Genomic DNA, 22,935 nt, shown 5'->3' with positions numbered 1-22,935 from the left:
CGGGGAGTACGGACGGTCGGGGGAACTCTCCGAGTGGGTCCGCAGAGCTGTCCGCAAAGCCGTGCGCAGAGCCCTGCGCAGCGTGCACGCCGACTCCGGTGGCACGATAACCCGGTGAGCAACGAGATCGACGCCGGGCGCCGCCGCCGTCTCGCGCGCACTCCCGCCGTCATCGCCCACCGCGGTGCCTCCGTGGAGGCACCGGAGCACACGCTCGCCGCCTACCGCACTGCCATCGAGGAGGGTGCGGACGGGCTGGAGTGCGATGTGCGGCTGACCGCCGACGGCCACCTCGTCTGCGTCCACGACCGCCGGATCGACCGCACCTCCAACGGCCGGGGCGCGGTCTCGGCGTTCGAGCTCGCCGACCTGGCCGCGCTCGACTTCGGCTCCTGGAAGGGCCGGGACGCCGACCCGTACGAGTCCCCGGACACCGCCTTGGACACCGACGCGACCGACGCCAGGACAGGCGCGCGCGCCGCCGTCCGGCCGGCCGGCCCCTCCGCCGGCGCCGACCCCGACCGCACCTCCGTCCTCACCCTCGACCGGCTGCTCACCCTGGTGGCGCAGGCGCCGCGTCCGGTGGAGCTGGCGATCGAGACGAAGCACCCGACACGCTGGGCAGGGCAGGTCGAGGCGAAGCTGCTGGAACTGCTGGAGGCGCACCGGCTGGTCACCCCCGTGCGGGTGATGAGCTTCTCCGCGCGTTCGTTGCAGCGGGTACGCGTCCTGGCCCCGCACCTGCCGACGGTCTTCCTGATGCAGTTCCTGCTGCCCCGCCACCGCGACGGCAGGCTGCCGAACGGGGTGCGCGTCGCGGGCCCGAGCGTCCGCCTGCTGCGTGCGCACCCGGAGTACGTGGAGCGGGCGCACCGTGCGGGCAACGAGGTGCACGTGTGGACGGTGGACGAGCCGGCGGACGTCGATCTGTGCGTACGGCTCGGTGTCGACGCCATCATCACCAACCGCCCGCTGCAGGTCCGGGCCCAGCTCGACGGCGAAGGGGGCTGAGGGGCCGCGCGTCGCCGTACGGGACCCGGCGGTGCAGGTCCGGTGGCGGAGCGGTGCGGGCCCGGGAGTGCACCGGCGCATTCGGTGCTTATGGGAGACGTGCGAGTGCGTCAAGAGAACGGGAGTGGCCGGTTTCCGCCGCCCTCGACGGGGGCATTCATCCCGTTGGCGTGGGGCAAAGGAGGTCTCGGGGGTGGCGTTGGTGGTGGCACAGCAAGTGCCTGCTTCGTCGGCCATGGCCGTGCCCCATGGTCCGTCGGGTGTGCGGCTCGCACGGCGCAGGATGCGCGAGGAACTCCTCGCATCCGGCACGCCTGACACGGTCGTCGATGATGCGATCTTGATTCTTTCGGAACTCCTCAGCAACGCGTGCCGGCATGCGCGGCCCTTGCACGAAGGGGCCGCCGGGCCCGGCGAAGGATCCGACGCCCGTGACGGAGCCGGTGCGGGTGCCAGGATCGGTCCGCGCAACGGCGCCGGTGCCCGCGAAGGGTCCGGCGGTGCGCCCGGTGGCGACGTCGCGACTGTCAGGGCGGCGTGGTCCAGGGACGGGGCAGGTGAAGTGACCATCGCGGTCACGGACGGTGGCGGGCCGACCCGTCCACTTCCGGCCAAGCCCTCCGTCTCGGCACGCGGCGGCAGGGGGCTCGCCATCATCACCGCCCTGGCCCGCGACTGGGGCGTCCGCTCCGAAGGGGACCGGCCCCGCCGAGCCGCCGTCGCACCGCAGCGGACCGCAGCGGACGGCCCGGCAGCGGGCAGCACCGCACGCGGTGACACGCTCGGTCGCGGCAGTCCGTACGGCCCGGACGACCCCTGTGTCCCGTACGGATCGGCCGGGCCGGTGGACGGGGCGCCCGGGGTGACGGTCTGGGCGGTGCTCCGGCCCGACACCTCGTTCAGCGGCAGGGTCGCCGCCAGCCTGGGTGGCCTCGCCCCCGACCTGGGTGGCGGTCTCGGCGGTGACGGCGGTGAGGGGTTCGACCTCGCAGCCGTGGAAGAGCTCTGAGGGCGGCCCCCTGCCACCGGACGTCCCTCCCGGCCCCGTGCCGTCGGCAGCCGTCCGGGCAGCACGGCGTGCCCGGCAGCCACTAGGATCGCGGCGCCCACAACGCCGCACACGGGAGTACCGCTCGCATGGCCAAGAAGCGCCGACCCCAGCCAGTTGCCACTGCCGCCACCGGGACGGCAGACAGCGGGAGCTACCCGGTGGTGGGGGCACGTCAGCCGTGCCCCTGCGGTTCGGGGCGCCGTTACAAGGCCTGCCACGGCAGGGCGGCGGCACAGGCCGCGACCGAACTGGTGCGCCGCCCGTTCGAGGGGCTGCCCGGGGAGGCCGACTGGGTGGCGCTCCGCGAACTGGTCCCGGCGGCCACCGCGCGGCTGAGGCTCAAGGGGGGCCTGCCGGAGGGTGTTCCGGCGATCACCCTGGCGACGGTGCTGCCGATGGCCTGGCCCGCGCTGCGCCGGGAGAGCGGTGAGATCCTGTTGGGCCTCCAGAACGACACCGCCTCCGGCGACCTCAGCCGGGACCTCGCGGACACGCTGCGCCGTGCCCTCGCTGCCGAGCCCGGCACGCCCGTGGACGCCGGCCGGCCCGACCCGCAGGGCCTCCGGTTGCAGGACCTGCTCGACCTGGACGCCCCCTTCGAGCCGGAGGTGCACTCCGGGTTCGAGTTCTGGGTGGAGGGCGAGGAGCAGCCCGCCGGTGAGGTCGCCGCCTCGCTGGAGAGCGCCAACTCCGCGGCCATCCCGACGGCCCGGCTCACCGGTGTGCCGGGCGCCTACTGGTGCGAGACGCCGGAGAAGAACCACCTGCGCTGGGTGATGGCCCAGCCGGAGGAGCAGTTGCTGGACGCGCTGGCCCGGTTGCACGCCGCGGGCGCCTCGTCACTGGACGAGCAGCGGGGGTCCGGCGACGCCGAGGGCTCCCGGCTGGTCGGCTCCTTCCGGGCGCACGGGCTGACCGTGCCGGTGTGGGACCTGCCGTCGGGGATGACGGCCGAGGAGTGCGAGAAGCCCGCCGCGGCGTTCGCCGAGCGGTTGGCCGAGGCGCTGGCGGTGACCGCACCGCTGACGGCCGAGGAGCGGCGCGCCCGCAGCGGTCTCACCAACCGTCAGGTGACGCTGAGCTGACGGCAGTCGGGAGATCCGGTGCGGGGTTTGCGCAGGACCCGTGACCGTGACTCCGGTCACACCGCGGGTCCAACTTGCCCTACTCGCAGGTAAATCGGCGTCCGGATTCGCGCGATCGAATTTGCTAACCGCCGATCTCTTGTTACCGTTCTAGAAGCCCGGTCGCTGGTGCATCCCCCGTCGCCAGCGACCGGGTTCTTCTTTTGCCCGCTCGCCCGGGCGCACGCGGGGCCGCACCCTCAACTCCGCCTCGCAAGCGCGGTGTTACTTTCCGCTGTCGGCCCGCAGCAGCAGCCGCTCCCCGTCGGCCGACGCCACCTCCGCCACCGCGGAGTACGCCCCGGCGGCAGCCGCTTCGCGCCCCTGCGGTCGGCGCCCGCGCGGCGTCTCGCACAGCTCCCGGTCGTCCGCCGGGACCATGGTGCAGCGCACCCGTGTGGTGTGTCCCTCCGGGCCGTGCAGGGTGAGGACGGCGGGCAGGGCGCCGCGGGTGGCGTTGCGGTAGGAGGCCCGCGCCCAGGTCTCGCCGCCCTCGGTCAAGACGCAGGTCCGGACCTCCACTCCTTCGGGTGAGGCGACTTCCGGCCCGCAGGAGGCCCCGGGCCGCCCCTTTTCAGCCGCGTCACCCCGCGCCTGGTCCGCCGTACGGCGCTCCTTCCGGCCGGCATCGTCGTGCCGGACCTCCGCGACGGTGTCGCGGTGGGTGCGGGTCTCCTCGAAAGCCCTGGCCGCCAGCCGTGCGTCCTCCCCCGCGACCGCCGCGGCGAGTGGCACCGCGCCGACGAGCGCGACCGTACTGGCGAGCGTGATCACGCGCAGCCGGGACGCGCGCTGGTGCGGCTGGAGCATGGGAACCCACCTGGGCGAGAACGGGACGAGGGAAGGCGAGGGAGGGGAGGAGGGAACAGGAGGGAACGAGGGAACCGGGCCGACTGATGCGGTGAACATATCGGGGCGAAGGGGGCGGGCACGCGGCAAGGGCGCCCGTATTCCCCACAATTCAGCACGGCTCCAACCCGTACGAGTGAACAGCCCCCGCAACCATCCGGCCACCACTCGGTCGAACGAGCCCTCCGCACGGCGCGTACGAACCCGCCGGGGCGCGGGGGCGCACGGAGCCGCAGGGGGGCGAGCGCCGCGGAGTGGGCCGCGCGCCCCACGGGCGCGTCCCGGAGGGCGCTGTGTCAGTACGCCAGTCGGCTTCCCGTGTCGGGTGTCGCGGCGCTTTCCTCGACGAGGACGTCCAGCAGGGTCTCCATCCGGGGCAGCCACGGGCGGCGGTCGTCCGTACCGCATTCGGGTTTCCGTTCCCAGCGGACCTTGCCGGCTCCGGTGAGGGAGCCGGGCAGCGGTACGTAGCCGCCGTCGCCGTGGAACCGGAGGCAACTGGGCACCTGGTCCTGCGCGTACAGCAGGTCGCCCAGCTCTTCGAGGCCGTAGGGCGCGACCAGCACGGAGAAGCGGGTGGGGGTGGCGATCACCGGGCCGAGCCGGACGCCGGTGCGTGCGAAGGTGGCCAGGGCACGCGCTCCGGCGACGGCGGGCAGGCTCAGTGCGCAGGCAGCGGTCCCCCCGGTCGCCAGGATGACGGGGGCGTCCGGCTTGGCCTCCCACCACCAGCCCACCATGGCCGCGTCGGTGGTGGCCGCGAGCAGCACGGGCTCGAAGGGGTGTGCGCCCGGCACCACGCACTCCGGGTCGCGACACGCGCAGACGGCGGATTCGCCTCTTCCTCCGCTGGAGGCGAGGGGAGCGCCCGGGACGACGGGCCACTGCCACTCGGTGGCCGCTGCCAGCGCCGTACTCCGCATCGGGGACCGCTGGGCGGACCGTGCGGACCGCGCCCGGAACCGTCGGCCCTGGAGCCACCCCCAGGGCAGGAGGGAGCGTCGCCTTCCGAGGATCTCGCGCATGAGCGCTCGTTCCTTTCCGTGAACGCCGAACAACCCGTACAAACGCCTGCAACGCCTCACAACGACCGCCGCGCGTCGAGCTGGGCGACGCGCACAGCCGGTACAACGCGAACAGCCCGACAACGGCACCCGTGGGGTCCCCACGCGGCCGTACGGGGCTGAACCGGCCGGCAACCGGCCGGGTGCCTGCTGCCGAACGCCGACTGACCGTGTTGAGCGGTCTCCCGGCTCCGAAACCTGCCGAAGACCGTGGTGACCCGGTGTGCTGGTGGCAGCGCATCATGCTGCGGGTCGAGCGTGGAACGTGGCGCGGGGTGGCGCGGATATGGCGTTCGTACTGCGGACTGCCACCTGCGCCGCTGCTGCTCGTACTTGCTCGTTACCGGCCGTACGGCTCCCCCGGCCTTTCACCGGGAGGGACCCTGGCTGCGCTCGTACCGCGTCTGTGCTGCCTGGTGCAATTCCGCGACTGTGCTGTCCCGCGAACTCGTGCTGTCCCGCGAAGAGGGACGGGCGTGGCCCGCTGCCCTCTAGGACGCCATGTGTCCCCACAGGGTTCCGTACCCGCAGCGTCGGTGCCAACGCGCTGCTGAACGGCTTCAGTCGACCGCAGTATGCATGTCAGGTGGGCGATTTTCCGCCAATCTTTTCGCCCCACGGCCTGTCCCCCGTGCAGTGTCTCCTCTTCCGGACATGCTCGGCACCGCAGCGCACGTGCTGGACATGCCTCACCAGCATGTGTACATGTAGTGCCATTGATAGCGGAGCAGCATGACATGGGGGTTCGCGATGCTGTTGGGACAGTTCGTCCGTACTCCGAGCCGCCGCCCATGACCTCCCCTCACGTACCGAAAGTGGCTGGAATCAAACCGGCGGCTTCCTCGAAATCCCCGACGAGCTCCGCCTCGTCGACGTCCGCGGCGGCAGCGGAGCCGCCGGCCGCACCGGAGCCTCCCGTGTCACCAGAGCCCTCTGTACCCCCGGAACCCGCGACGTCCGCCGAGCCCTCGGCCGGTGCGACCTCCACGGCCGCTGCCACCGCCGCGGCCGCCACCCCCGCCTCCGCCACGACTCCCCCGGTCTCCGCCCTCCCTCCCGCAGCCCCGCCCGCACCGGAGGTCCGCTCCGCACGGGGGCAGCCGCCGGAGCGGACCCCGGCGGCCGGTTCACCCGCGGACCGCAACCGGATCTGCGATCTGTCCTGCCTGCTCGACATGACCACCCGGCTCGCCCGCACCGACCACCTGGACGCCGCGCTGCACGAGACGCTGCGCGCCGGGGGCGTACTGCTGGGCGCCCCGCGCGGGCTGATCGTCCTGGAACCCGGCACGCGCCCGGGCTCCACCCCCGGCCTCACCCCCGAGCACACCGTCGGCTCCGGACTGGGGCGTGCCGAGCTCGGCGAACTGGAGACCGTGCCCTCGCTGTTCCCCGCGGAACCGGCCGCTCCCTCGTCCGCGGCGGAGCCAGGTACCGCCTGCGCCGACATCGCGGCCGACGACGGCGCCGATCCGCGCCACCGGCAGGTGGCCGCCCGCCTCGGGTACGCGGCCACCTATGCGGTGCCCCTCACCACCGGGTCCGGCGCCCGCCTCGGTGCGGCGGTCTGGCTCTACGACGAGCCCGGCGAGCCGACCGCGCGCCAGCGGGAACTGCTGGCCGGCTACCTGCGGCACGCCACCGAGCACTGCGCTCGGCTGGGCGAACTCGCCCGTACCCGCGCCGAGTCGGCCGCCCTCGGCGAGAAACTGCTGCCGCGCACGCTGCCGCGCATCCCCGGTGTGACGCTCGCGGTGCGGCACCGTACGACCCCGAACGGCGGCGGGGACTGGTACGACGCGCTGCCGCTGCCCGACCGCACCGTAGGGCTGGCCGTCGGCTCGGTCACCGGCAGCGGCCCGGCCGCGGTGGCCGCCATGGGGCAGCTGCGCGCCTGCCTGCGCGCGTACGCCGTGATGGAGGGCGAGGACCCGGTGGCGGTCCTCTCCGACCTGGAACTGCTGCTGCGGCTGACCGCACCGGCGACCTCGGCGACCGCCCTGTTCGCGTACGCCGAGCCCGCCGCCCGCAAGGTGCTGCTGGCCGGCGCCGGGCACTGCGCGCCGCTGATCGTGGGACCGCGGCGCACCGAACCGGTGGAGACGGCCGTCTCGGCGCCGCTGGGGATGCTGGCCTGCTGGGAGGCGCCCAGCGCGGAGGTCGAGCTGGGCGAGGGCGAGACGCTCCTGTGCTACACCGACGGGCTGCTGCACCGCACGGGGCAGTCCATGGACCGCGCCTTCGCCCGGCTCCGCTCGGCCGTCTCCGCGGCGCCGCGCGCGGTGCGCGACGACCCCGAGGCGCTGGTCGACCACGTGCTGCGTACGGTACTGCCGGAGCCGCTGGCCGACCTGCCCGACCACCCCGAGGACGTCGTCCTGCTCGCCGCCCGCTTCTGAGGTCACCTCCGCCCCCGGCCCGCTCACCCGCCCCTCCCGACAGGCGGAGCCCCCGTGGCGCCTGTTCTTGGGGGAAGGTCACATCCGCGCGGCTCTGGACCAGCGGTGTGCCGCCCATACGATGGAAGGCGGTTCCAACCGTCCAAGAGGAGGCACACGTGGCAGACGACGCCGCTGACGAGCAGCCGATCAAGCAGCGGAAGAACGGCCTGTACACGGGCGTCTCCGACGAGCTGGCGGAGAACATGAAGTCCGGCTGGGCCGACACCGAGCGGCCCGGCCTGGAGCCGATCGCGCAGGCCGCCGAGGCGGCCGGGCGGCGCGAGCGCCTGTCGGCGCGGTTCCCCGGCGAGCGGCTGGTCGTCCCGGCAGGCAACCTGAAGACCCGCTCCAACGACACCGAGTACCCCTTCAGGTCGTCCGTCGAGTACGCCTACCTGACCGGCAACCAGACGGAGGACGGCGTACTCGTCCTGGAGCCGACGGGTGCGCAGGGCCACACCGCCACGCTGTACCTGCTGCCGCGCTCCGACCGGGAGAACGGCGAGTTCTGGCTGGACGGCCAGGGCGAGCTGTGGGTCGGCCGCCGCAACAGCCTCACCGAGAGCGAGAAGCTGTACGGCCTGCCCTGTGCCGACGTACGCACCGTCACCGACGTGCTGCGCAAGGCGGCCGGCCCGGTGCGGGTCGTACGCGGCCACGACGCGGGCGTCGAGGCGGCGCTGGCGGACAAGGTCACCGCCGAGCGGGACGAGGAACTGTGCGGCTTCCTGTCCGAGATGCGGCTGGTCAAGGACGGCTTCGAGATCGGCGAGCTGCAAAAGGCGGTCGACTCGACCGTGCGCGGCTTCGAGGACGTCGTCCGCGTCCTGGACCGGGCCCAGGCCACCTCCGAGCGCTACATCGAGGGCACGTTCTTCCTGCGTGCCCGCGTGGAGGGCAACGACGTCGGCTACGGCTCCATCTGCGCCGCGGGCCCGCACGCCACCACGCTGCACTGGATGCGCAACGACGGCCCGGTGCGCGCAGGTGAGCTGCTGCTGCTCGACGCCGGCGTGGAGACCCACACCCTCTACACCGCCGACGTGACCCGGACCCTGCCGGTCGACGGCCGCTTCACCGACTTCCAGCGGAAGATCTACGACGCGGTGTACGAGGCGCAGGAGGCCGGTATCGCCGCCGTCAAGCCGGGCGCCAAGTACCTGGACTTCCACCACGCGGCCCAGCGGGTGCTGGCCACCAGGCTGGTGGAGTGGGGCCTGGTCGACGGGCCGGTCGAGCGGGTGCTGGAGCTGGGCCTCCAGCGCCGCTGGACGCTGCACGGCACGGGCCACATGCTCGGCATGGACGTGCACGACTGCGCGGTAGCCCGCCGCGAGACGTACGTCGAGGGCACGCTGGAGCCCGGCATGTGCCTGACCGTGGAGCCGGGTCTGTACTTCCAGGCGGACGACGAGACGGTGCCCGCGGAGTACCGGGGCATCGGCGTCCGTATCGAGGACGACATCCTGGTGACCGAGGACGGCAACCGGAACCTGTCCGCCGGGCTGCCCCGCACCAGCGCCGAGGTCGAGAGCTGGATGGCGGAACTGCGGTCGTAGAAGCGGCCGGACGCCTAGGATCCGAGCACAGCGGCGAGCGAGGCCCCACGGCCGGGGCAGGCGCGCCGGGGGCAGGGTGACGGCAGTCGTCCCGCCCTCGCCACAGGCCCGCTGACCCTGTCACCGACGAGGCTGTGCCGACGAGACTGTGCTCGTCACCGACCAGGCTGTGTTTGTCGACGAGGAAGTGAGCACGCTTTGGCCTCCCGGGTGCGGACCGGACTGCTGGCGGCGTTCCCCTTCCTCGCCATGGCCGCCGTCGGCGCCGCCGACATGACGGGCGGGCCCGGGATCGGGCTCCAGCCGATGATGGCGCTCGGCCCCGCCTTCGCCGGGCTGACCGGCGGCAAGCGGCGCACGGCGGCGGTCGGCGCGCTGGCGCTGGCGCTGTCCATCGCGCTGAGCTTCTACAACGGCCAGTTCGGCGAACGGCGGGGCAACGCCACGCTGATCTCCGTGGCGGGCGTCTCGGTGGCGGCGCTCGTGGCCACCGCGATGCGGCAGAACCGGGAGGCCGAGCTGGCCAACGTGCGCTCCATCGCGGAGGCCGCCCAGCGCGTCCTGCTGCGCCCGGTACCGCGCGGAGCCGGACGACTGCGGATCGCCGTCTCCTACACCTCGGCCGTCGCCGAGGCCCGGATCGGCGGCGACCTGTACGAGGTCGTCACCTCCCCGCACGGGGTGCGCGTCATCATCGGCGACGTGCAGGGCAAGGGCCTGGAGGCCGTCGAGACGGCGGCCGTCGTCCTGGGCGCCTTCCGCGAGGCCGCCTACGACGAACCGGACCTGCCCATGGTGGGGGAGCGCCTGGAGCGGGCGCTGGACCGGCATCTGCTGGGGGAGAAGTTCGTCACGGCGGTCCTCGCACAGGTGCCGCACGGCGAGGAGAACCGCACGGCGACGCTGCTCAACTTCGGCCACCCGGCGCCGCTCGCGGTCCGGCAGGACGGCAGCGTCCACTTCGCCGAGCCGCCGCGCCGCTGCCTGCCGCTGGGGCTCGGGCTGCACGGCAGTGAGTCGCCCGCCGCGCACGAGGTGCCCTTCGCCCCCGGTGACCAGCTCCTGCTCTACACCGACGGCGTCACCGAGGCGCGGGACACCGACAACCGCTTCTACCCGCTGGACCAGCGGGCCCACCTGCTGAAGGACCCGGACCCGGAGGGCGCTTTGGAGGCCGTCCACCGGGACATCCAGGAGCATGTCGGCTCCACCCTCAACGACGACGCGGCGATGCTGTTGCTGCGGTACCGCAACTACGCGGCGGCGACCGGCCCCGCACCCGGCAACACGGACGGCCCGGGAGAACCGGGGGAAACAGCCGCATCGGGTGAGCCGGGAGGACCGGACGGGACGGACGGACCGGTAGCGGGCCGGCTGGACGGCACTGCCGCGGACGGGCCCGACGGGGCTGCCGCGGGCAAGCCGGCCGAGTCCGGCTAGGCCGGACCAGGGGGCCGCCCGGGCTCCGCGCTCAGGAGGCCGGCAGCAGGGCGCCGTCCCGGCGGGCGAGGATCTTGTCGAAGCTGACGACCGCACCGCCCTGACCACCGCGGTTCCGGAACCGTACGTGGTCGGCAAGGGACTCGATCAGGTAGAGGCCGCGCCCGCTCTCCGCCTCGTTCCCGCACCGCGCCGGGTCGTAACCGGCGGGAAAGCCCGGCCCCGTGTCGGCCACTTCGATACGGCAGCGGTCGCCCTCCAGATAGGCGGAGACGCGGTAGGCACCCGCCAGGTCGCCGCAGGTGCTGCCGTGCTCGACGGCGTTCGCACAGGCCTCCGACAGGGCGAGGGACATGTCGTAGGCCACGTCGGGGTCGACACCGGCGGCTTCCATGGAGCTCAGCAGAAGATGCCGCGCGAGCGGCACACTGGCGGCTTCGCGCCGTAGCCGGAGAGACCACCACAGGCTGCTCATGCTCACCCTCCATGCGGCTCGACACACGGGTTACCTATTGCCTGCGTGTCCGGGCACTACGCGGGGCCGTCGCGATGACCCCCGTACGGCGGAAACGGCAGGGCCTCCCGGTATCCGGCGGTCTTCCGCCGTGTACCGGGCGGCCCTGCCGTGTACCGGGAGGCGGCGCGGTGAGATGATGGCGCGGCCATGACTGCCGGAGCGGACTTCAGAGCGCTGCGGGCCGCGGTGTTCGCCGCGGCCTGCGTCACTGTGTCCGCCGCCGGTCACGTCCTCGCCGCCGGGATCATGATCCCGCTCGCTCCGCTCACGCTCGGCTTCGGCTGCGTGTTCCTCCTCGCCCTCGCCCTCGCGGGACGGGAGCGCTCGCTGCCGGGCATCGCCGGGCTGCTGACGCTGGGGCAGTTCGCCCTCCACCTGCTCTTCTCGCTCGGCACGATGGGGGCCGCACCGTCCGCCGCCGGACGGCAGGCCGGCTCCGCCGGAGGTGACGGCGGGGTACGGGCGCTGGCCGGGAAACTCCTGTGCGGCCACAGCGCGATGGGCATGAGCGAGGCCGAGGCCCGCCGGGTCGTCGCACACGCCGGGCTCGACCCGCACACCGCCGCGTCCACCGCGCCGGTGTCCGCCGCGGGCGGCAGCGGTGCGGGCGCGGGCGGCACCGGGGCGGGCAGCGGCGCCGGGGACGCGGCGCACCACGCCATGCACGCCGCCGACACGGTGCCCTTCCCCGACACCCCGCTCGACTGTCTGCGGGATGCGGCACGCGCCGCCGTGGGCATGTTCGACGCACCGATGCTGTGCGGGCACCTGTGCGCCGCGCTGCTGCTCGGCTGGCTGCTGCGGCGCGGCGAGGCGGCACTGTGGCGGCTGGTACGGCTGTCGGCCGACGCCGCCGCCGCGGCCGACGAACTGGTGGCCGCACGCGCTCTGCTGCGTGCCCTCGCCTACGTACGGGCGCTGCACGCCGGGCTGCTGCCGGGCCTGCCGGTACGGGCCGCCTTCTGCCGGCCCTGCGACGAGCGGGCTCCCCGCTCCGCACCGCTCCACGACACGGTACGGCGACGCGGTCCGCCCGCACTCCCGGTGGACGCCTTCGCGCTCGCGGCCTGACGGCCTTCCGCACGACGACGACCCCGCCCACGCCTCGGCCACCCGGTGACCACCCTGCGCACCCGACGAGCTGCGCGTGCCGTGCCGGGCGAGGGGCGTGCGGTCCGACAGGGGGCGCCGTGCGGGCCGTCGCGCCTGCCCGTGCGTCCGCGTCTGCTGTCACTCGACCCGTCGTGTCATTCACCTGTGCCACTCATCCGTGTCACTCAGGAGCGCATTCATGAAGATCGCCAACCGCCGTGCCGTGACCGTCGGCGCGCTCGCCGCCGGAACCGTCCTGCTGGTCGCCGGGCCTGCCGCGGCGCACGTCAGCGTGGACCCGCAGCAGGCCCCCAAGGGCGGCTACAGCACGGTCGACTTCAAGGTTCCCAACGAGAAGGACGACGCCTCCACCGTGAAGCTGGAGGTCACCTTCCCCACCGACCATCCGCTGGCCTCCGTGATGCCGCAGCCCGTTCCCGGCTGGGACGTCGAGGTCGAGAAGAAGAAGCTGGACAAGCCGATCGAGACACACGGCGAGAAGATCACCGAGGCCGTCTCGAAGGTCACCTGGAGCGGCGGCAAGGTGAAGCCGGGCCAGTTCCAGCAGTTCCCCGTCTCCCTTGGGCAACTGCCCGAGGACGAGGACCAGCTCGCCTTCAAGGCCCTGCAGACCTACGACGACGACGACGTCGTGCGGTGGATCGAGGAGACGCGGAAGGGCGCCCCGGAGCCGGAGCACCCGGCGCCCGTGCTCAAGCTGACCGCCGCCGGCCAGGACGGTGCGGCCACCGGCTCCGCCGCGTCCGGCGACGGCAAGAACACCGAGCAGGCCGCCGCCTCCGACAAGGGCTCCGGTGACGGCTCCGACACCACCGCGCGGGTTCTGGGCGTGGTGGGCATCGTCGTGGGCGCCGCCGGTGTCGCTTTCGGCGTCCTCGCAGGCCGCCGCCGCGCCTCCTGACCGCACGCCCCGGACCGGTCCTTCCCGACCGGTCGCCCCGACCGGCCTTCTCCGGCCGGTCGCACGCGGGGCGGGCGCCCGTGTCCGCCCCGCGTGCGCGGGCGCCCGTCCGAGGCGCCCGCAGACCACCCCACTCGACACAGCACGAAGCGGACAGCACCTATGCGCACTACCCGAACGGCGACAGCGGCGGCGGGCTTCGCCGTGGCCGCCGCCCTCGCCCTGACCGGCTGCGGCCCCGACGGCGGCGACGGCGGCGACAAGCCGGCCACGGTCGAGCACCAGCAGAAGAAGGGCGGCACGGTTCTCGACCAGCCCTTCAGCAAGCCGGACCTGACGCTCACCGACACCCACGGCAAGAAGTACGACTTCATCAAGGAGACCGAGGGCCGCCCCACCCTCCTCTACTTCGGCTACACCAACTGCCCCGACGTGTGTCCGCTGACGATGAGCAACATCGCCGTGGCCAAGTCGAAGCTGTCCAAGGAGGAGCAGAAGAAGCTGCGGGTCGTCTTCGTCACGACCGATCCGAAGCGGGACACCCCCGGGGAGCTGGGCAAGTGGCTGCGCGGCCAGGACCCCTCGTTCACCGGGCTGACCGGCGACTTCGACTCCATCCAGGCGGGCGCCCGCAGCCTGGGGGTGAGCATCGAGCCCTCGTACAAGAAGAAGAACGGGGACATCGTCTCCACCCACGGGGCCCAGGTGCTCGCGTTCTCCCCCAAGGACGACAAGGCGCACGTCCTCTACACGGAGGGCAACACCGACCCGGAGGTCCTGGAGAAGGAACTGCCCGCGATCGTCGAGGGGAAGAAGCCGTGACCGTTCGGCCCCGTGTCCCCGCCGCCCGCCGGCCGCTCGCCGCCGTGGCGCTCGCCGCGGCCGGTGTGCTCGCCCTGGGCGCCTGCTCCTCGTCCACCGGCTCCGAGTCGTCCTCGTCGTCCTCGGGCGACAAGCAGAAATCCGCGGACCGTCCCGAGCTCAAGATCAAGGGCGCCTACGTACCCCAGCCGCCGACCGGCAAGACGGCGGGCGGCTTCCTGACCGTCCGCAACGGCGGCGGCGCCGACGAGCTCACCTCGGTCTCCAGCGACATCGCCGGCGAGGTCGAGATGCACGAGACGGTCAAGCAGCAGATGCGGCAGGTCAAGACACTGCCCGTTCCCGCGCACGGCCGACTCGACCTCGGGCGCGGCGGCAACCATCTGATGCTCATGGACCTGAAGCACAAGCCGGTCGAGGGGCAGACGGTCACCTTCGTCCTGCACTTCGCCAAGTCCGGTTCCGTCACGGTCAAGGCTCCCGTCGAAGCGACGAACTACACACCCGAGAAGTGAGGTTCGCAGGCGTGCCGTACACCACCGACCCCCCGCGCCCCGCCACCGCCGACCGCGTCTCCGCGGCGCGGCACCACCGCACGGCCGGCCCTCCCGGCGCCCCTGGCGGCCCCCGTGCCGCGGCGGTTCCGCGCGCCGTGGCAGCTGTGCTGGCACTGGGCCTGGCGCTGCTCGGCGTGCTGGCCACCGCCGGGTCCGCCGCGGCGCACGCCGCGCTGACCGGCAGCGACCCGGCGGACGGCTCGGTGGTGCACGACGCACCCCGCCAGGTCACGCTCGACTTCTCCGAGGGCGTGACCATGTCCGACGACGCGATCCGCGTCCTCGACCCGCGCGGGGCGCGGGCCGATACCGGAAAGATCCGGGACACCGGCACGGCCGGCCGGACGCAGCGCGCCGTCTCCCTCAAGTCGGGGCTCGCCAAGGGCACCTACACGGTCGCCTGGCAGGCGGTCTCCGCCGACAGCCACCCGGTCTCCGGGGCCTTCACCTTCTCCCTCGGAAAGCCCTCCAAGACCGCTGCCGAGGTGCCGCAGCAGGAGGCGGACACCGGCGGCGGCGCCGTCGGCACGCTCTACGGCATCGGCCGGTACGCCGCCTATGCGGGGTTCGTCCTGCTGGTGGGCAGTGCGGCCTTCGTGCTGCTGTGCGCTCCGCGCGCCGCCTCCGCCCGCGCGGTGCAGCGGCTCACGGTCACCGGATGGATCGTCCTGACGGCTTCCACACTCGCCCTGTTGCTGCTGCGCAGCCCCTACACCGGCTCCGGCGATCTGGCCGACGTCCTCGACCTGGGCGGGCTCAAGGCCGTGGTGGGCACCAAGCCCGGCGCCGCCCTGGTCGCCCGGCTCCTCCTGCTCGCCGCGGCGGCGCTGTTCGTCTCGGTGCTCTACGGCACGTACGCACGGCGCGGACAGGAGGCGAACGCCGCACCGGACGGCGGGCGGGGCGGCCGCTCCCGGGCGGCGGGTGCATCCGGTGCCACCGGTGGATCGAGTGGGTCCGGATCCGATGGGACCGGTGAGGGAGGCGACGAGGCGGCGGCCGGGCGGGACGAGGCACGGGCGGAGCGGGACCTGCTGTACGGGCTCGCCATCGGCGGCACCGTCGTCGCCGCCGGGCTCGCGGCGTCCTGGGCGATGGCCGAGCACGCCTCCACCGGCATCCAGACGGCACTGGCCATGCCCGCCGACATGCTGCACCTGCTGGCCGTCGCCCTGTGGCTGGGCGGGCTGGTCACCCTGCTCACGCTGCTGCGCCGGGGCCCCTCCCCCTCGGGCACGACGGTACGGCGCTTCTCGGCGACGGCCCTCACCTGTGTGACCGTGCTCGCCGCGACAGGGCTGTACCAGTCGTGGCGCCAGGTGGGATCCTTCAGCGCGCTGACGGGCACCTCGTACGGGCAACTGCTGATCGTGAAGGTCGTCCTGGTGGCCGTACTGGTGGGGGTCGGCTGGTTCTCCCGACGGTGGACAGCCAGGTTGACGGAGGTTCCCACGGAGGGAGAGAACCGCTCCGCGAACGGCGGCTCCCCCCGCGCGGCGGCCATCCCCCGCAAGCGGGCACCGGAACGCGCCCCCGAGCCCACTCGTGCCTCCGTCGGCACGGCCGACCGGCGGGCCGGCAGGGCCGCACGGCGGCGCAGGGACGATGACGGCACCCAGCGTGTCGCGGACGAGGCGCCCTCCGACACCTCTCTTGGCGGTCCTGGCAATCCTGGCGGTCCTGCCGATCCCGTACGTGCCGCGCAGCTGGCCCGGCAGCGTGCCGCGGCCAACGCCGCGCAGCGGCGCAAGGAGCGCGACGCCGACCCGCAGCGCAGCGGGCTGCGCCGCTCGGTTCTGACGGAGGCGTCGATCGCCGTCGTCCTGCTGGCCGTCACCACTGTCCTGACCAACACCGAGCCCGGACGCACCGAGGAACAGGTGCGGGCGGCGGGCGGCAAGGACGCAGGTTCCGGTGCCGCACAGGGTGCGCCTTCCGGGCCGCTGGACCTGAAGGTGCCCTTCGACACGGGGGGCCCGCACGGCAAGGGCACGGCCGCGCTGAAGCTCGACCCCGCAGCGCGCGGCGCCAACACGGTGGACCTGCGCACCAGCAACCCCGAGGGGCACCCCCTCGACGCCCCGGAGGTGAAGGTCTCCTTCACCCTCCCCGCGAAGGATCTCGGGCCGCTGCCTGTCACCCTGAAACCGGTCAAGGGCGAGAAGGGCCGCTGGAAGGCCGCCGATGTCCGGCTCCCGATGGCCGGCAGATGGAAGGTCGCGGTCACCGTCCGCACCTCGGACATCGACCAGATCACCGCCTACAAGACCGCCACCGTCGGCTGAGCCGGAACGAACCGAGCGAGACATGAGCACGCACCACGACCGCACCACCGCGAGCCCCGCCCCCGGGCCCCGCCGCGACGACGACGCGGGCGGCCGGTCCGGCGGCGCCACGGCCCGCCGAAAGAGCCCCGCAGGCCGCTCCGGGGCCGACCCGGGAGGCGGGGAGGGCGCCGCCGCCGCGGCGCTGTCGCGCCGGAAGCTGCTGGGGACCGCCTCGGCAGCGGGCGCGGGTGGTCTGGTGCTGGGGGCGGCCGGGGGTGCGTGGGCGCACGCGGCGGCACAGGACGCGCCGCCGACGGCGCTGACGACCCTCGGCTCCACCGGCGTGGCCTTCCACGGCACGCACCAGGCGGGCATCGTCACGCCCGCCCAGGCGCACGGCTACCTGGCCGCGTTCGACCTCGCGCCCGACGCGGACCGCAAGCAGGCGGCGGCGCTGCTGCGGCGCTGGTCCGAGGCGGCACGGCGGATGATGGCGGGCGAGCCACCGCACGCGGGCGCGCACGACACGGGGATCGCGCTGGACGCGGGCCCGTCCTCCCTGACGGTGACGTTCGGCTTCGGCCGTACGTTCTTCACCCGTACCGGGATGAAGGACAAGCTGCCGCAGCAGCTGGCCCCGCTGCCCGACTTCTCCGCCGACGCGCTGGACAAGAAGCGCTCCGACGGCGACCTGTGGGTGCAGATCGGCGCCGACGACGCGCTGGTCGCCTTCCACGCGCTGCGCGCCCTCCAGCGCGAGGCGGCCGGGGCGGCCCGGCTGCGCTGGCAGATGGCGGGCTTCAACCGTTCCCCGGGGGCCACGGACCGCCCTCGCACGGTGCGCAACCTGATGGGCCAGGTCGACGGCACCAACAACCCGAAGCCGGCAGAGCACGACTTCGCCGAGCGGGTCTTCGTGCCCGCGTCCGGGGAGCCGGCGTGGATGCGGGGCGGGTCCTTCGTGGTGCAGCGGCGCATCCGGATGCTGCTCGACGCCTGGGAGAAGCGCTCACCGGGCGAGCAGGAGCGCATCGTCGGACGCCGCAGGTCCGACGGCGCACCGCTGTCCGGCGGGCACGAGCACACCGACCCGGATCTGGACAAGCGCGGCAAGGACGGGTTCCCGGCGATCGCTGCCGACGCGCACATCCGGGTCGCGGCGCCGGAGACGAACGGGGGCGCTGCGATGCTGCGCCGCCCGTTCTCCTTCCACGACGGGTTCCGCGACGACGGCGCCCCGGACGCGGGGCTGCTGTTCCTGGCCTGGCAGGCGGATCCGGTACGCGGGTTCGTACCCGTGCAGCGGAAGCTGGACCGCGGGGACGCGCTGTCGAAGTTCCTGCGGCACGAGGCGAGCGGACTGTTCGCCGTGCCCGGCGGCCCGGCGAAGGGCGAGTACGTGGGGCAGCGGCTGTTCGAAGGCTGATGCCCAGCGTCTGAGACCGGCGCCCGGTGGGGGTGGGGCGGGACTACCGTGGCGGCATGTCATCTGCGAGTCGCTACACCTATCTCGGCCCCGAGGGCACCTTCACCGAAGCCGCGCTGCACACGCTCCCGGAGGCCGCCACCCGCCAGCTCACCCCGACGGTGTCGGTCCCGGCGGCGCTGGACGCCGTGCGGGGCGGCGAGGCGCAGGCGGCGTTCGTGCCGATCGAGAACTCGGTGGAGGGCGGCGTGACCGCCACGCTGGACGAGCTGGCGAGCGGCCGCAGGCTGATGATCTACCGGGAGGTGCTGCTGCCGATCGCGTTCGCGCTGCTGGTGCGCCCCGGCACCACCCTGGAGACGGTCAAGACGGTGACCGGGCACCCGGTGGCCCAGCCGCAGGTGCGCAACTGGCTGGCGTCCCACCTGCCGGACGCGGTGTGGGAGTCGGCGGCCTCGAACGCGGACGGTGCCCGCCTGGTGCAGGAGGGCCGGTACGACGCGGCCTTCGCGGGCGAGTTCGCCGCGGCGCGCTACGGGCTGGAGCCGCTGGTCACCAACGTGCACGACGCGGAGAACGCGACGACCCGGTTCGTGCTGCTGGGGCAGCCGGCCCGGCCGGCGGCGCCGACGGGGGCCGACAAGACGTCCGTGGTGTTCTGGCTGCGGGGCGACCAGCCGGGTGCGCTCCTGGAGGTCATGCACGAGTACGCCTCGCGGGGCGTGAACATGATGCGGATCGAGTCCCGGCCCACGGGGAAGGGCATCGGCCAGTACTGCTTCTCGGTGGACTGCGAGGGGCACGTGCAGGACCGCCGGGTCGGCGATGTGCTGATGGGCCTGAAGCGCTCCTGCCGTGCGGTGCGCTTCCTGGGGTCCTACCCGCGCGCCGACGCGCAGCCGCCGACGGTGCGCTCCGGGATGGCGGACGAGGACTTCGTGGCGGCGGCGGACTGGCTGACGCGCAGCCTGGACGGGCGCGACTGACCCTGTCCCGTGCCGGTGGCCGACTGTACACAGCGGCATCGAAGTTATCCACAGGCGCGGATGGCGACCTGTGCACAAGTCGACAGAGAGCGCGGGAGAAAACGGACTCTGTCGACAAAACCGCATGGAGACCCCGATGTCGTCCACAGCCCCTCCGGTCCGCCCCCGTCAGCACAATTCCGCCGATCAACTCTTCGGAGGGAGTTGATCCCCCTCGAACGAGCGGAAATTTCGGGTTTACCCGCGGAATTCCGGGAGCGCCGAACTGATAGCGGAACACAGCTCCGCCATTTCCACAGCACGGCTCCCCGGCCTGTGGAAAAGTCTCCCTTTGCTTGTCAACGCTGTGGATAAGTCCCGGCGACTCGGCACCGGAACACCGCTCCAACTGGCCCCACGGAGCGCGCAGTCGGCTCGCGCCACGAATTCCCGGACCCCTCTCCGTGCCCCGCGGAAACACACACCCCAAAACTGTCAATTCGGACAAATGACAAGCAAAGGGATTTCGCATCGAGTGCGGCCGTGAGCCACCGGTACCCTGGCGGGGTGATTGACCTTCGCCTGCTCCGTGAGGACCCCGACCGTGCGCGCGCCTCCCAGCGCGCCCGTGGAGAGGACGTCGACCTCGTCGACGCGGTGCTCTCCGCCGACGAGCGGCGCAGGTCCTCCAGCGTCCGCTTCGACGAACTCCGCTCCGAGCAGAAGCAGCTCAGCAAGCTCGTCCCCAAGGCCGAGGGCGAGGAGAAGGCGGAGCTGCTGCGCCGCACCGGCGAGCTGTCGACCGCGGTGAAGGCCGCCGACGCCGAGAAGGACGAGGCGGCGGCCGAGACCCAGGAGCTGCTGCGCCGGATGAGCAACCTGGTGCACCCGGACGTCCCGGTCGGCGGCGAGGAGGACTTCACCGTCCTGGAGACCATCGGCACCCCCCGCGACTTCGGCGCGGAGGGCTTCGAGCCGAAGGACCACCTGGAGCTGGGCCAGCGCCTCGGCGCCATCGACGTCGAGCGCGGCGCCAAGGTGTCGGGCTCGCGCTTCTACTTCCTCACCGGTGTCGGCGCCCTGCTGGAGCTGGCGCTGGTCAACGCGGCGATCGCCCAGGCCACCGAGGCGGGCTTCACGCCGATGCTCACGCCCGCGCTGGTCAAGCCGCAGGCCATGGACGGCACCGGGTTCCTCGGCCAGGCGGCCCAGGACGTCTACCAGCTGGAGAGGGACGAGCTGTACCTCGTCGGAACCTCCGAGGTGGCCCTGGCCGGCTACCACATGGACGAGATCATCGAGGCGGACCGGCTGCCGCTGCGCTACGCCGCCTTCTCGCCCTGCTTCCGGCGCGAGGCGGGCTCCTACGGCAAGGACACCCGCGGCATCTTCCGCGTCCACCAGTTCGACAAGGTGGAGATGTTCTCCTACGTCGACCCGGACGACTCGCAGGCCGAGCACCGCAGGCTGCTGGAGTGGGAGAAGCAGTGGCTCTCCGCCCTGGAGCTGCCGTTCCAGGTGATCGACGTGGCCACCGGCGACCTGGGCTCCTCGGCAGCGCGCAAGTACGACTGCGAGGCGTGGATCCCCACCCAGGGCAAGTACCGCGAGCTGACCTCCACCTCGGACTGCACCCAGTTCCAGTCCCGGCGCCTGTCGATCCGCATGCGGGGGAGGGCCGGCGGGAGCGAAGCGCCCCCCGGCAGGGGCGGTGGCCGGGCGACGGGCGGGCAGGTGCAGCCGCTGGCGACGCTGAACGGCACCCTGTGCGCCGTACCGCGCACCATCGTCGCGCTGCTGGAGAACCACCAGCAGGAGGACGGTTCGGTGTGGGTGCCGCCGGTGCTGCGGCCTTACCTGGGCGGGCGCGAGGCGCTGGAGCCGGTCACCAAGTGAGCACCGCCGCAGACGCCCACGCCACCGGCGCGCCCGTACCCGCGCCCGCGTTCCCGTACCGGCTGGTCGCCACGGACCTCGACGGCACGCTGCTGCGCTCCGACGACACCGTCTCCCCCCGCACCCGGGCTGCGCTGGACGCGGCGGCCGAGAGGGGGGCCGCGCACATCGTCGTCACCGGGCGGGCCGTGCCCTGGACGAAGCAGATACTGGCCGACCTGGACTACCGGGGCCTGGCGGTGTGCGCGCAGGGCTCGCAGGTCTACGACGCGGGCGCCGGGCGGCTGCTGACCTCCGTCACGCTCGACCGCCGGGTCGGCAGGCAGGCGCTGGAGCAGTTGGAGAAGGAGGTCGGCCCCGTCGCACTGGCCGCCTCCCGGGACGGCGTGGACGGCCAGGTGCTGGCCGGGCCCGGCTACCGGGTGACCGACGGCCCGCTGCCCTACGCGCCCTTCCGGGACCGGGAGACGATCTGGCAGGAGCCGCTGAACAAGCTCTACATCCAGCACGACCAGCTCGACGACGACGAGCTGGCCAAGGCCGCGCGTGCCGCCGTCGGCGACCTGGTGGGCGTGGTGATGGCCGGCGAGGGCATCGTGGAACTGCTGCCGCTGGGGCTGAGCAAGGCCAAGGGGCTGGCTCTCGCCGCCCGGCGGCTGGGGATCCGTGCGGCCGAGACCGCCGCCTTCGGTGACATGCCCAACGACATCCCGATGTTCGCCTGGGCCGGGCACGGCGTCGCCATGGCCAACGCCCACGAGGAGCTGCTGGCCGTCGCCGACGAGGTGACCGCCGCCAACGACGAGGACGGCATCGCGCTCGTCCTGGAGCGCTGGCTGACCGCCGTCCAGGACTGACCCGCACGGCCCCGACCGGGGCTCAGGTGTGGCCCCTCACGGGTCCCTGCCAGAACGGGCCGGGCCCCTTCAGGCTGCGCACCACCGGGTAGGTCTCCAGGCCGCTCACCCCGGGCAGCCGGGCGACGGGGCCGGTCAGATACGCGTACAGGGCCGCGGAGTTCCTGCACACGACCGTCATGAAGAGGTTGGCGGGGCCGGTGGTGGCGCAGGCGAACGCCACCTGCGGGTGCGTGGCGACCGCCTGCCCGACGGCGTGCAGCTGTGCGGGCGGCACCGACAGCCAGATGGCCGCCCGCAGCCCCTCGTCGAACGGGTACGCGCCGTAGTCGAGGTCGAAGTAGAGCACGCCGTCCGCCCGCAGCTCCGCCATGCGGCGCCGCACCGTGGAGGCCGACCAGCCTGTCGCCTCGGCGAGCTCCGGTACGGGGGCACGGCCGTCGCGGGCGAGCCGGTCGAGGAGCTTGTGGTCGTCGGTGGTCAGCCGGACCGGCTCGTGCGCCGGGCCGGCCGGTGGCGGGGAGAGGGCGGCCACCTGTTCGGCGCTCAGCGTGCCCGTCTTGAGGATCAGCCCCTCGGCGCCGCCGAAGAACTGGTGGAGCTGGCAGTAGGCGTTGACGGCCAGCACGCGCGGGGTACGCGGCAGTTCGCGCAGCAGCAGCGCCTCACCGCCGCCCTCCCGCCACCAGTCGTCGCGGGACCGCGCCACCGCGCTCACCTCGGTACCGCCCGCCATCAGCGACACCCACGAGGTGTCCGTCCGGCGTGCCAGTGCTCGGGCGAGCGGGGTCGCCGCGTCGGGCGGGGTCGAGACGCGGAGCATCCAGACGGTGTCCCCCACCGCCGCGGGCTCCGTCAGCCCGAGCACCCGCACCCCGCGCCCGCCGCACAGCTTCGCCCAGCGGCGCGCGACGGTCTGGTCCGAGACGCCCAGGACCTGCGCGATGCGGGAGAACGGGGCCCGCCCGTCCAACTGGAGCGCATGCCCGATCTGCCGGTCCAGGTCGTCCAGCGGCGGCGGCGTACGGGACTGCGCACGCGAGGGCGTACGGGACTGCGCAGAGGGCGGCGTGAC

General features: G+C 73.4%; 19 protein-coding genes. 15 read left to right on the top strand and 4 right to left on the bottom strand.

Annotation, left to right across the window (positions count from 1 at the left end; all coding sequences use genetic code 11):
* Positions 1-114: 114 nt before the first annotated feature.
* The 3 genes from H297_RS0132100 (at position 115) to H297_RS0132090 (ending at position 3,147) form a co-directional block, all read left to right on the top strand.
* Complete coding sequence (locus H297_RS0132100) at positions 115-1,011, top strand: glycerophosphodiester phosphodiesterase (protein WP_051352363.1); 897 nt, start codon at positions 115-117, stop codon at positions 1,009-1,011.
* Positions 1,012-1,204: 193 nt separating this feature from the next.
* Positions 1,205-2,020, top strand: a complete 816-nt coding sequence (locus H297_RS0132095) for an ATP-binding protein (RefSeq protein WP_027740384.1) — start codon at positions 1,205-1,207, stop codon at positions 2,018-2,020.
* Between the two features lie 128 nt (positions 2,021-2,148).
* On the top strand, positions 2,149-3,147 hold the full coding sequence (locus H297_RS0132090; RefSeq protein ID WP_027740383.1) for an SEC-C domain-containing protein: 999 nt from the start codon (positions 2,149-2,151) through the stop codon (positions 3,145-3,147).
* 264 nt (positions 3,148-3,411) lie between these two features.
* Here the strand turns inward: H297_RS0132090 and H297_RS0132085 are convergent, their stop codons facing one another.
* Together H297_RS0132085 and H297_RS0132080 are read right to left on the bottom strand one after the other, a co-directional pair.
* A complete protein-coding gene (locus tag H297_RS0132085) occupies positions 3,412-3,996 on the bottom strand; it encodes a hypothetical protein (protein ID WP_027740382.1) in 585 nt (194 codons plus the stop codon).
* 335 nt (positions 3,997-4,331) lie between these two features.
* Positions 4,332-5,060, bottom strand: coding sequence for a bifunctional DNA primase/polymerase (locus tag H297_RS0132080; RefSeq protein WP_027740381.1), 729 nt, complete (start codon positions 5,058-5,060; stop codon positions 4,332-4,334).
* Positions 5,061-5,890: 830 nt separating this feature from the next.
* On the opposite strand from H297_RS0132080, the gene H297_RS0132075 reads away from it, so the two are divergent.
* The 3 genes from H297_RS0132075 (at position 5,891) to H297_RS39695 (ending at position 10,539) form a co-directional block, all read left to right on the top strand.
* Positions 5,891-7,498 (top strand): PP2C family protein-serine/threonine phosphatase, encoded by a 1,608-nt coding sequence (locus H297_RS0132075; RefSeq protein WP_027740380.1) that lies wholly within the window; start codon positions 5,891-5,893, stop codon positions 7,496-7,498.
* A 158-nt stretch (positions 7,499-7,656) separates the two neighbouring features.
* The gene (locus tag H297_RS0132070; protein WP_027740379.1) at positions 7,657-9,099 is read left to right on the top strand and encodes an aminopeptidase P family protein; all 1,443 of its coding nucleotides are present in this window, start codon (positions 7,657-7,659) and stop codon (positions 9,097-9,099) included.
* Positions 9,100-9,297: 198 nt separating this feature from the next.
* Positions 9,298-10,539, top strand: coding sequence for a PP2C family protein-serine/threonine phosphatase (locus H297_RS39695; protein WP_486589761.1), 1,242 nt, complete (start codon positions 9,298-9,300; stop codon positions 10,537-10,539).
* A 31-nt stretch (positions 10,540-10,570) separates the two neighbouring features.
* On the opposite strand, the gene H297_RS0132060 is transcribed toward H297_RS39695, so the two are convergent.
* Positions 10,571-11,014 carry an ATP-binding protein gene (locus tag H297_RS0132060; RefSeq protein WP_027740378.1) on the bottom strand — a complete coding sequence of 148 codons (444 nt, stop codon included), beginning with the start codon at positions 11,012-11,014 and terminating at the stop codon, positions 10,571-10,573.
* Positions 11,015-11,203: 189 nt separating this feature from the next.
* On the opposite strand from H297_RS0132060, the gene H297_RS0132055 reads away from it, so the two are divergent.
* From H297_RS0132055 to H297_RS0132015, 9 genes are all read left to right on the top strand, one after another.
* Positions 11,204-12,127, top strand: a complete 924-nt coding sequence (locus H297_RS0132055; RefSeq protein ID WP_027740377.1) for a hypothetical protein — start codon at positions 11,204-11,206, stop codon at positions 12,125-12,127.
* A 220-nt stretch (positions 12,128-12,347) separates the two neighbouring features.
* Positions 12,348-13,070, top strand: a complete 723-nt coding sequence (locus H297_RS0132050) for a YcnI family protein (protein WP_027740376.1) — start codon at positions 12,348-12,350, stop codon at positions 13,068-13,070.
* A 162-nt stretch (positions 13,071-13,232) separates the two neighbouring features.
* On the top strand, positions 13,233-13,892 hold the full coding sequence (locus H297_RS0132045) for an SCO family protein (protein WP_027740375.1): 660 nt from the start codon (positions 13,233-13,235) through the stop codon (positions 13,890-13,892).
* On the top strand, positions 13,889-14,407 hold the full coding sequence (locus H297_RS0132040; RefSeq protein ID WP_027740374.1) for a copper chaperone PCu(A)C: 519 nt from the start codon (positions 13,889-13,891) through the stop codon (positions 14,405-14,407). Before H297_RS0132045 ends, H297_RS0132040 begins: the two co-directional genes overlap by 4 nt.
* A gap of 11 nt (positions 14,408-14,418) precedes the next feature.
* Positions 14,419-16,734 carry a copper resistance protein CopC gene (locus H297_RS39690; protein ID WP_486589760.1) on the top strand — a complete coding sequence of 772 codons (2,316 nt, stop codon included), beginning with the start codon at positions 14,419-14,421 and terminating at the stop codon, positions 16,732-16,734.
* A 22-nt stretch (positions 16,735-16,756) separates the two neighbouring features.
* Positions 16,757-18,142: an iron uptake transporter deferrochelatase/peroxidase subunit gene (gene efeB / locus H297_RS39685; RefSeq protein ID WP_078514936.1), complete on the top strand. Its 1,386-nt coding sequence runs from the start codon at positions 16,757-16,759 to the stop codon at positions 18,140-18,142.
* Positions 18,143-18,198: 56 nt separating this feature from the next.
* Positions 18,199-19,128, top strand: a complete 930-nt coding sequence (pheA, locus tag H297_RS0132025; RefSeq protein WP_027740373.1) for a prephenate dehydratase — start codon at positions 18,199-18,201, stop codon at positions 19,126-19,128.
* 546 nt (positions 19,129-19,674) lie between these two features.
* On the top strand, positions 19,675-21,003 hold the full coding sequence (gene serS / locus H297_RS0132020; protein WP_027740372.1) for a serine--tRNA ligase: 1,329 nt from the start codon (positions 19,675-19,677) through the stop codon (positions 21,001-21,003).
* Positions 21,000-21,860, top strand: coding sequence for an HAD family hydrolase (locus tag H297_RS0132015; protein WP_051352362.1), 861 nt, complete (start codon positions 21,000-21,002; stop codon positions 21,858-21,860). Before serS ends, H297_RS0132015 begins: the two co-directional genes overlap by 4 nt.
* Before the next feature lie 22 nt (positions 21,861-21,882).
* Here the strand turns inward: H297_RS0132015 and H297_RS0132010 are convergent, their stop codons facing one another.
* Positions 21,883-22,872 (bottom strand): AsnC family transcriptional regulator, encoded by a 990-nt coding sequence (locus H297_RS0132010; protein WP_027740370.1) that lies wholly within the window; start codon positions 22,870-22,872, stop codon positions 21,883-21,885.
* Positions 22,873-22,935: the final 63 nt, after the last annotated feature.

This window comes from Streptomyces sp. CNT360, from assembly GCF_000424785.1.
Note: the sequence above shows the minus strand (reverse complement) of the source record. Positions and strands in the feature narration are given on the sequence as shown.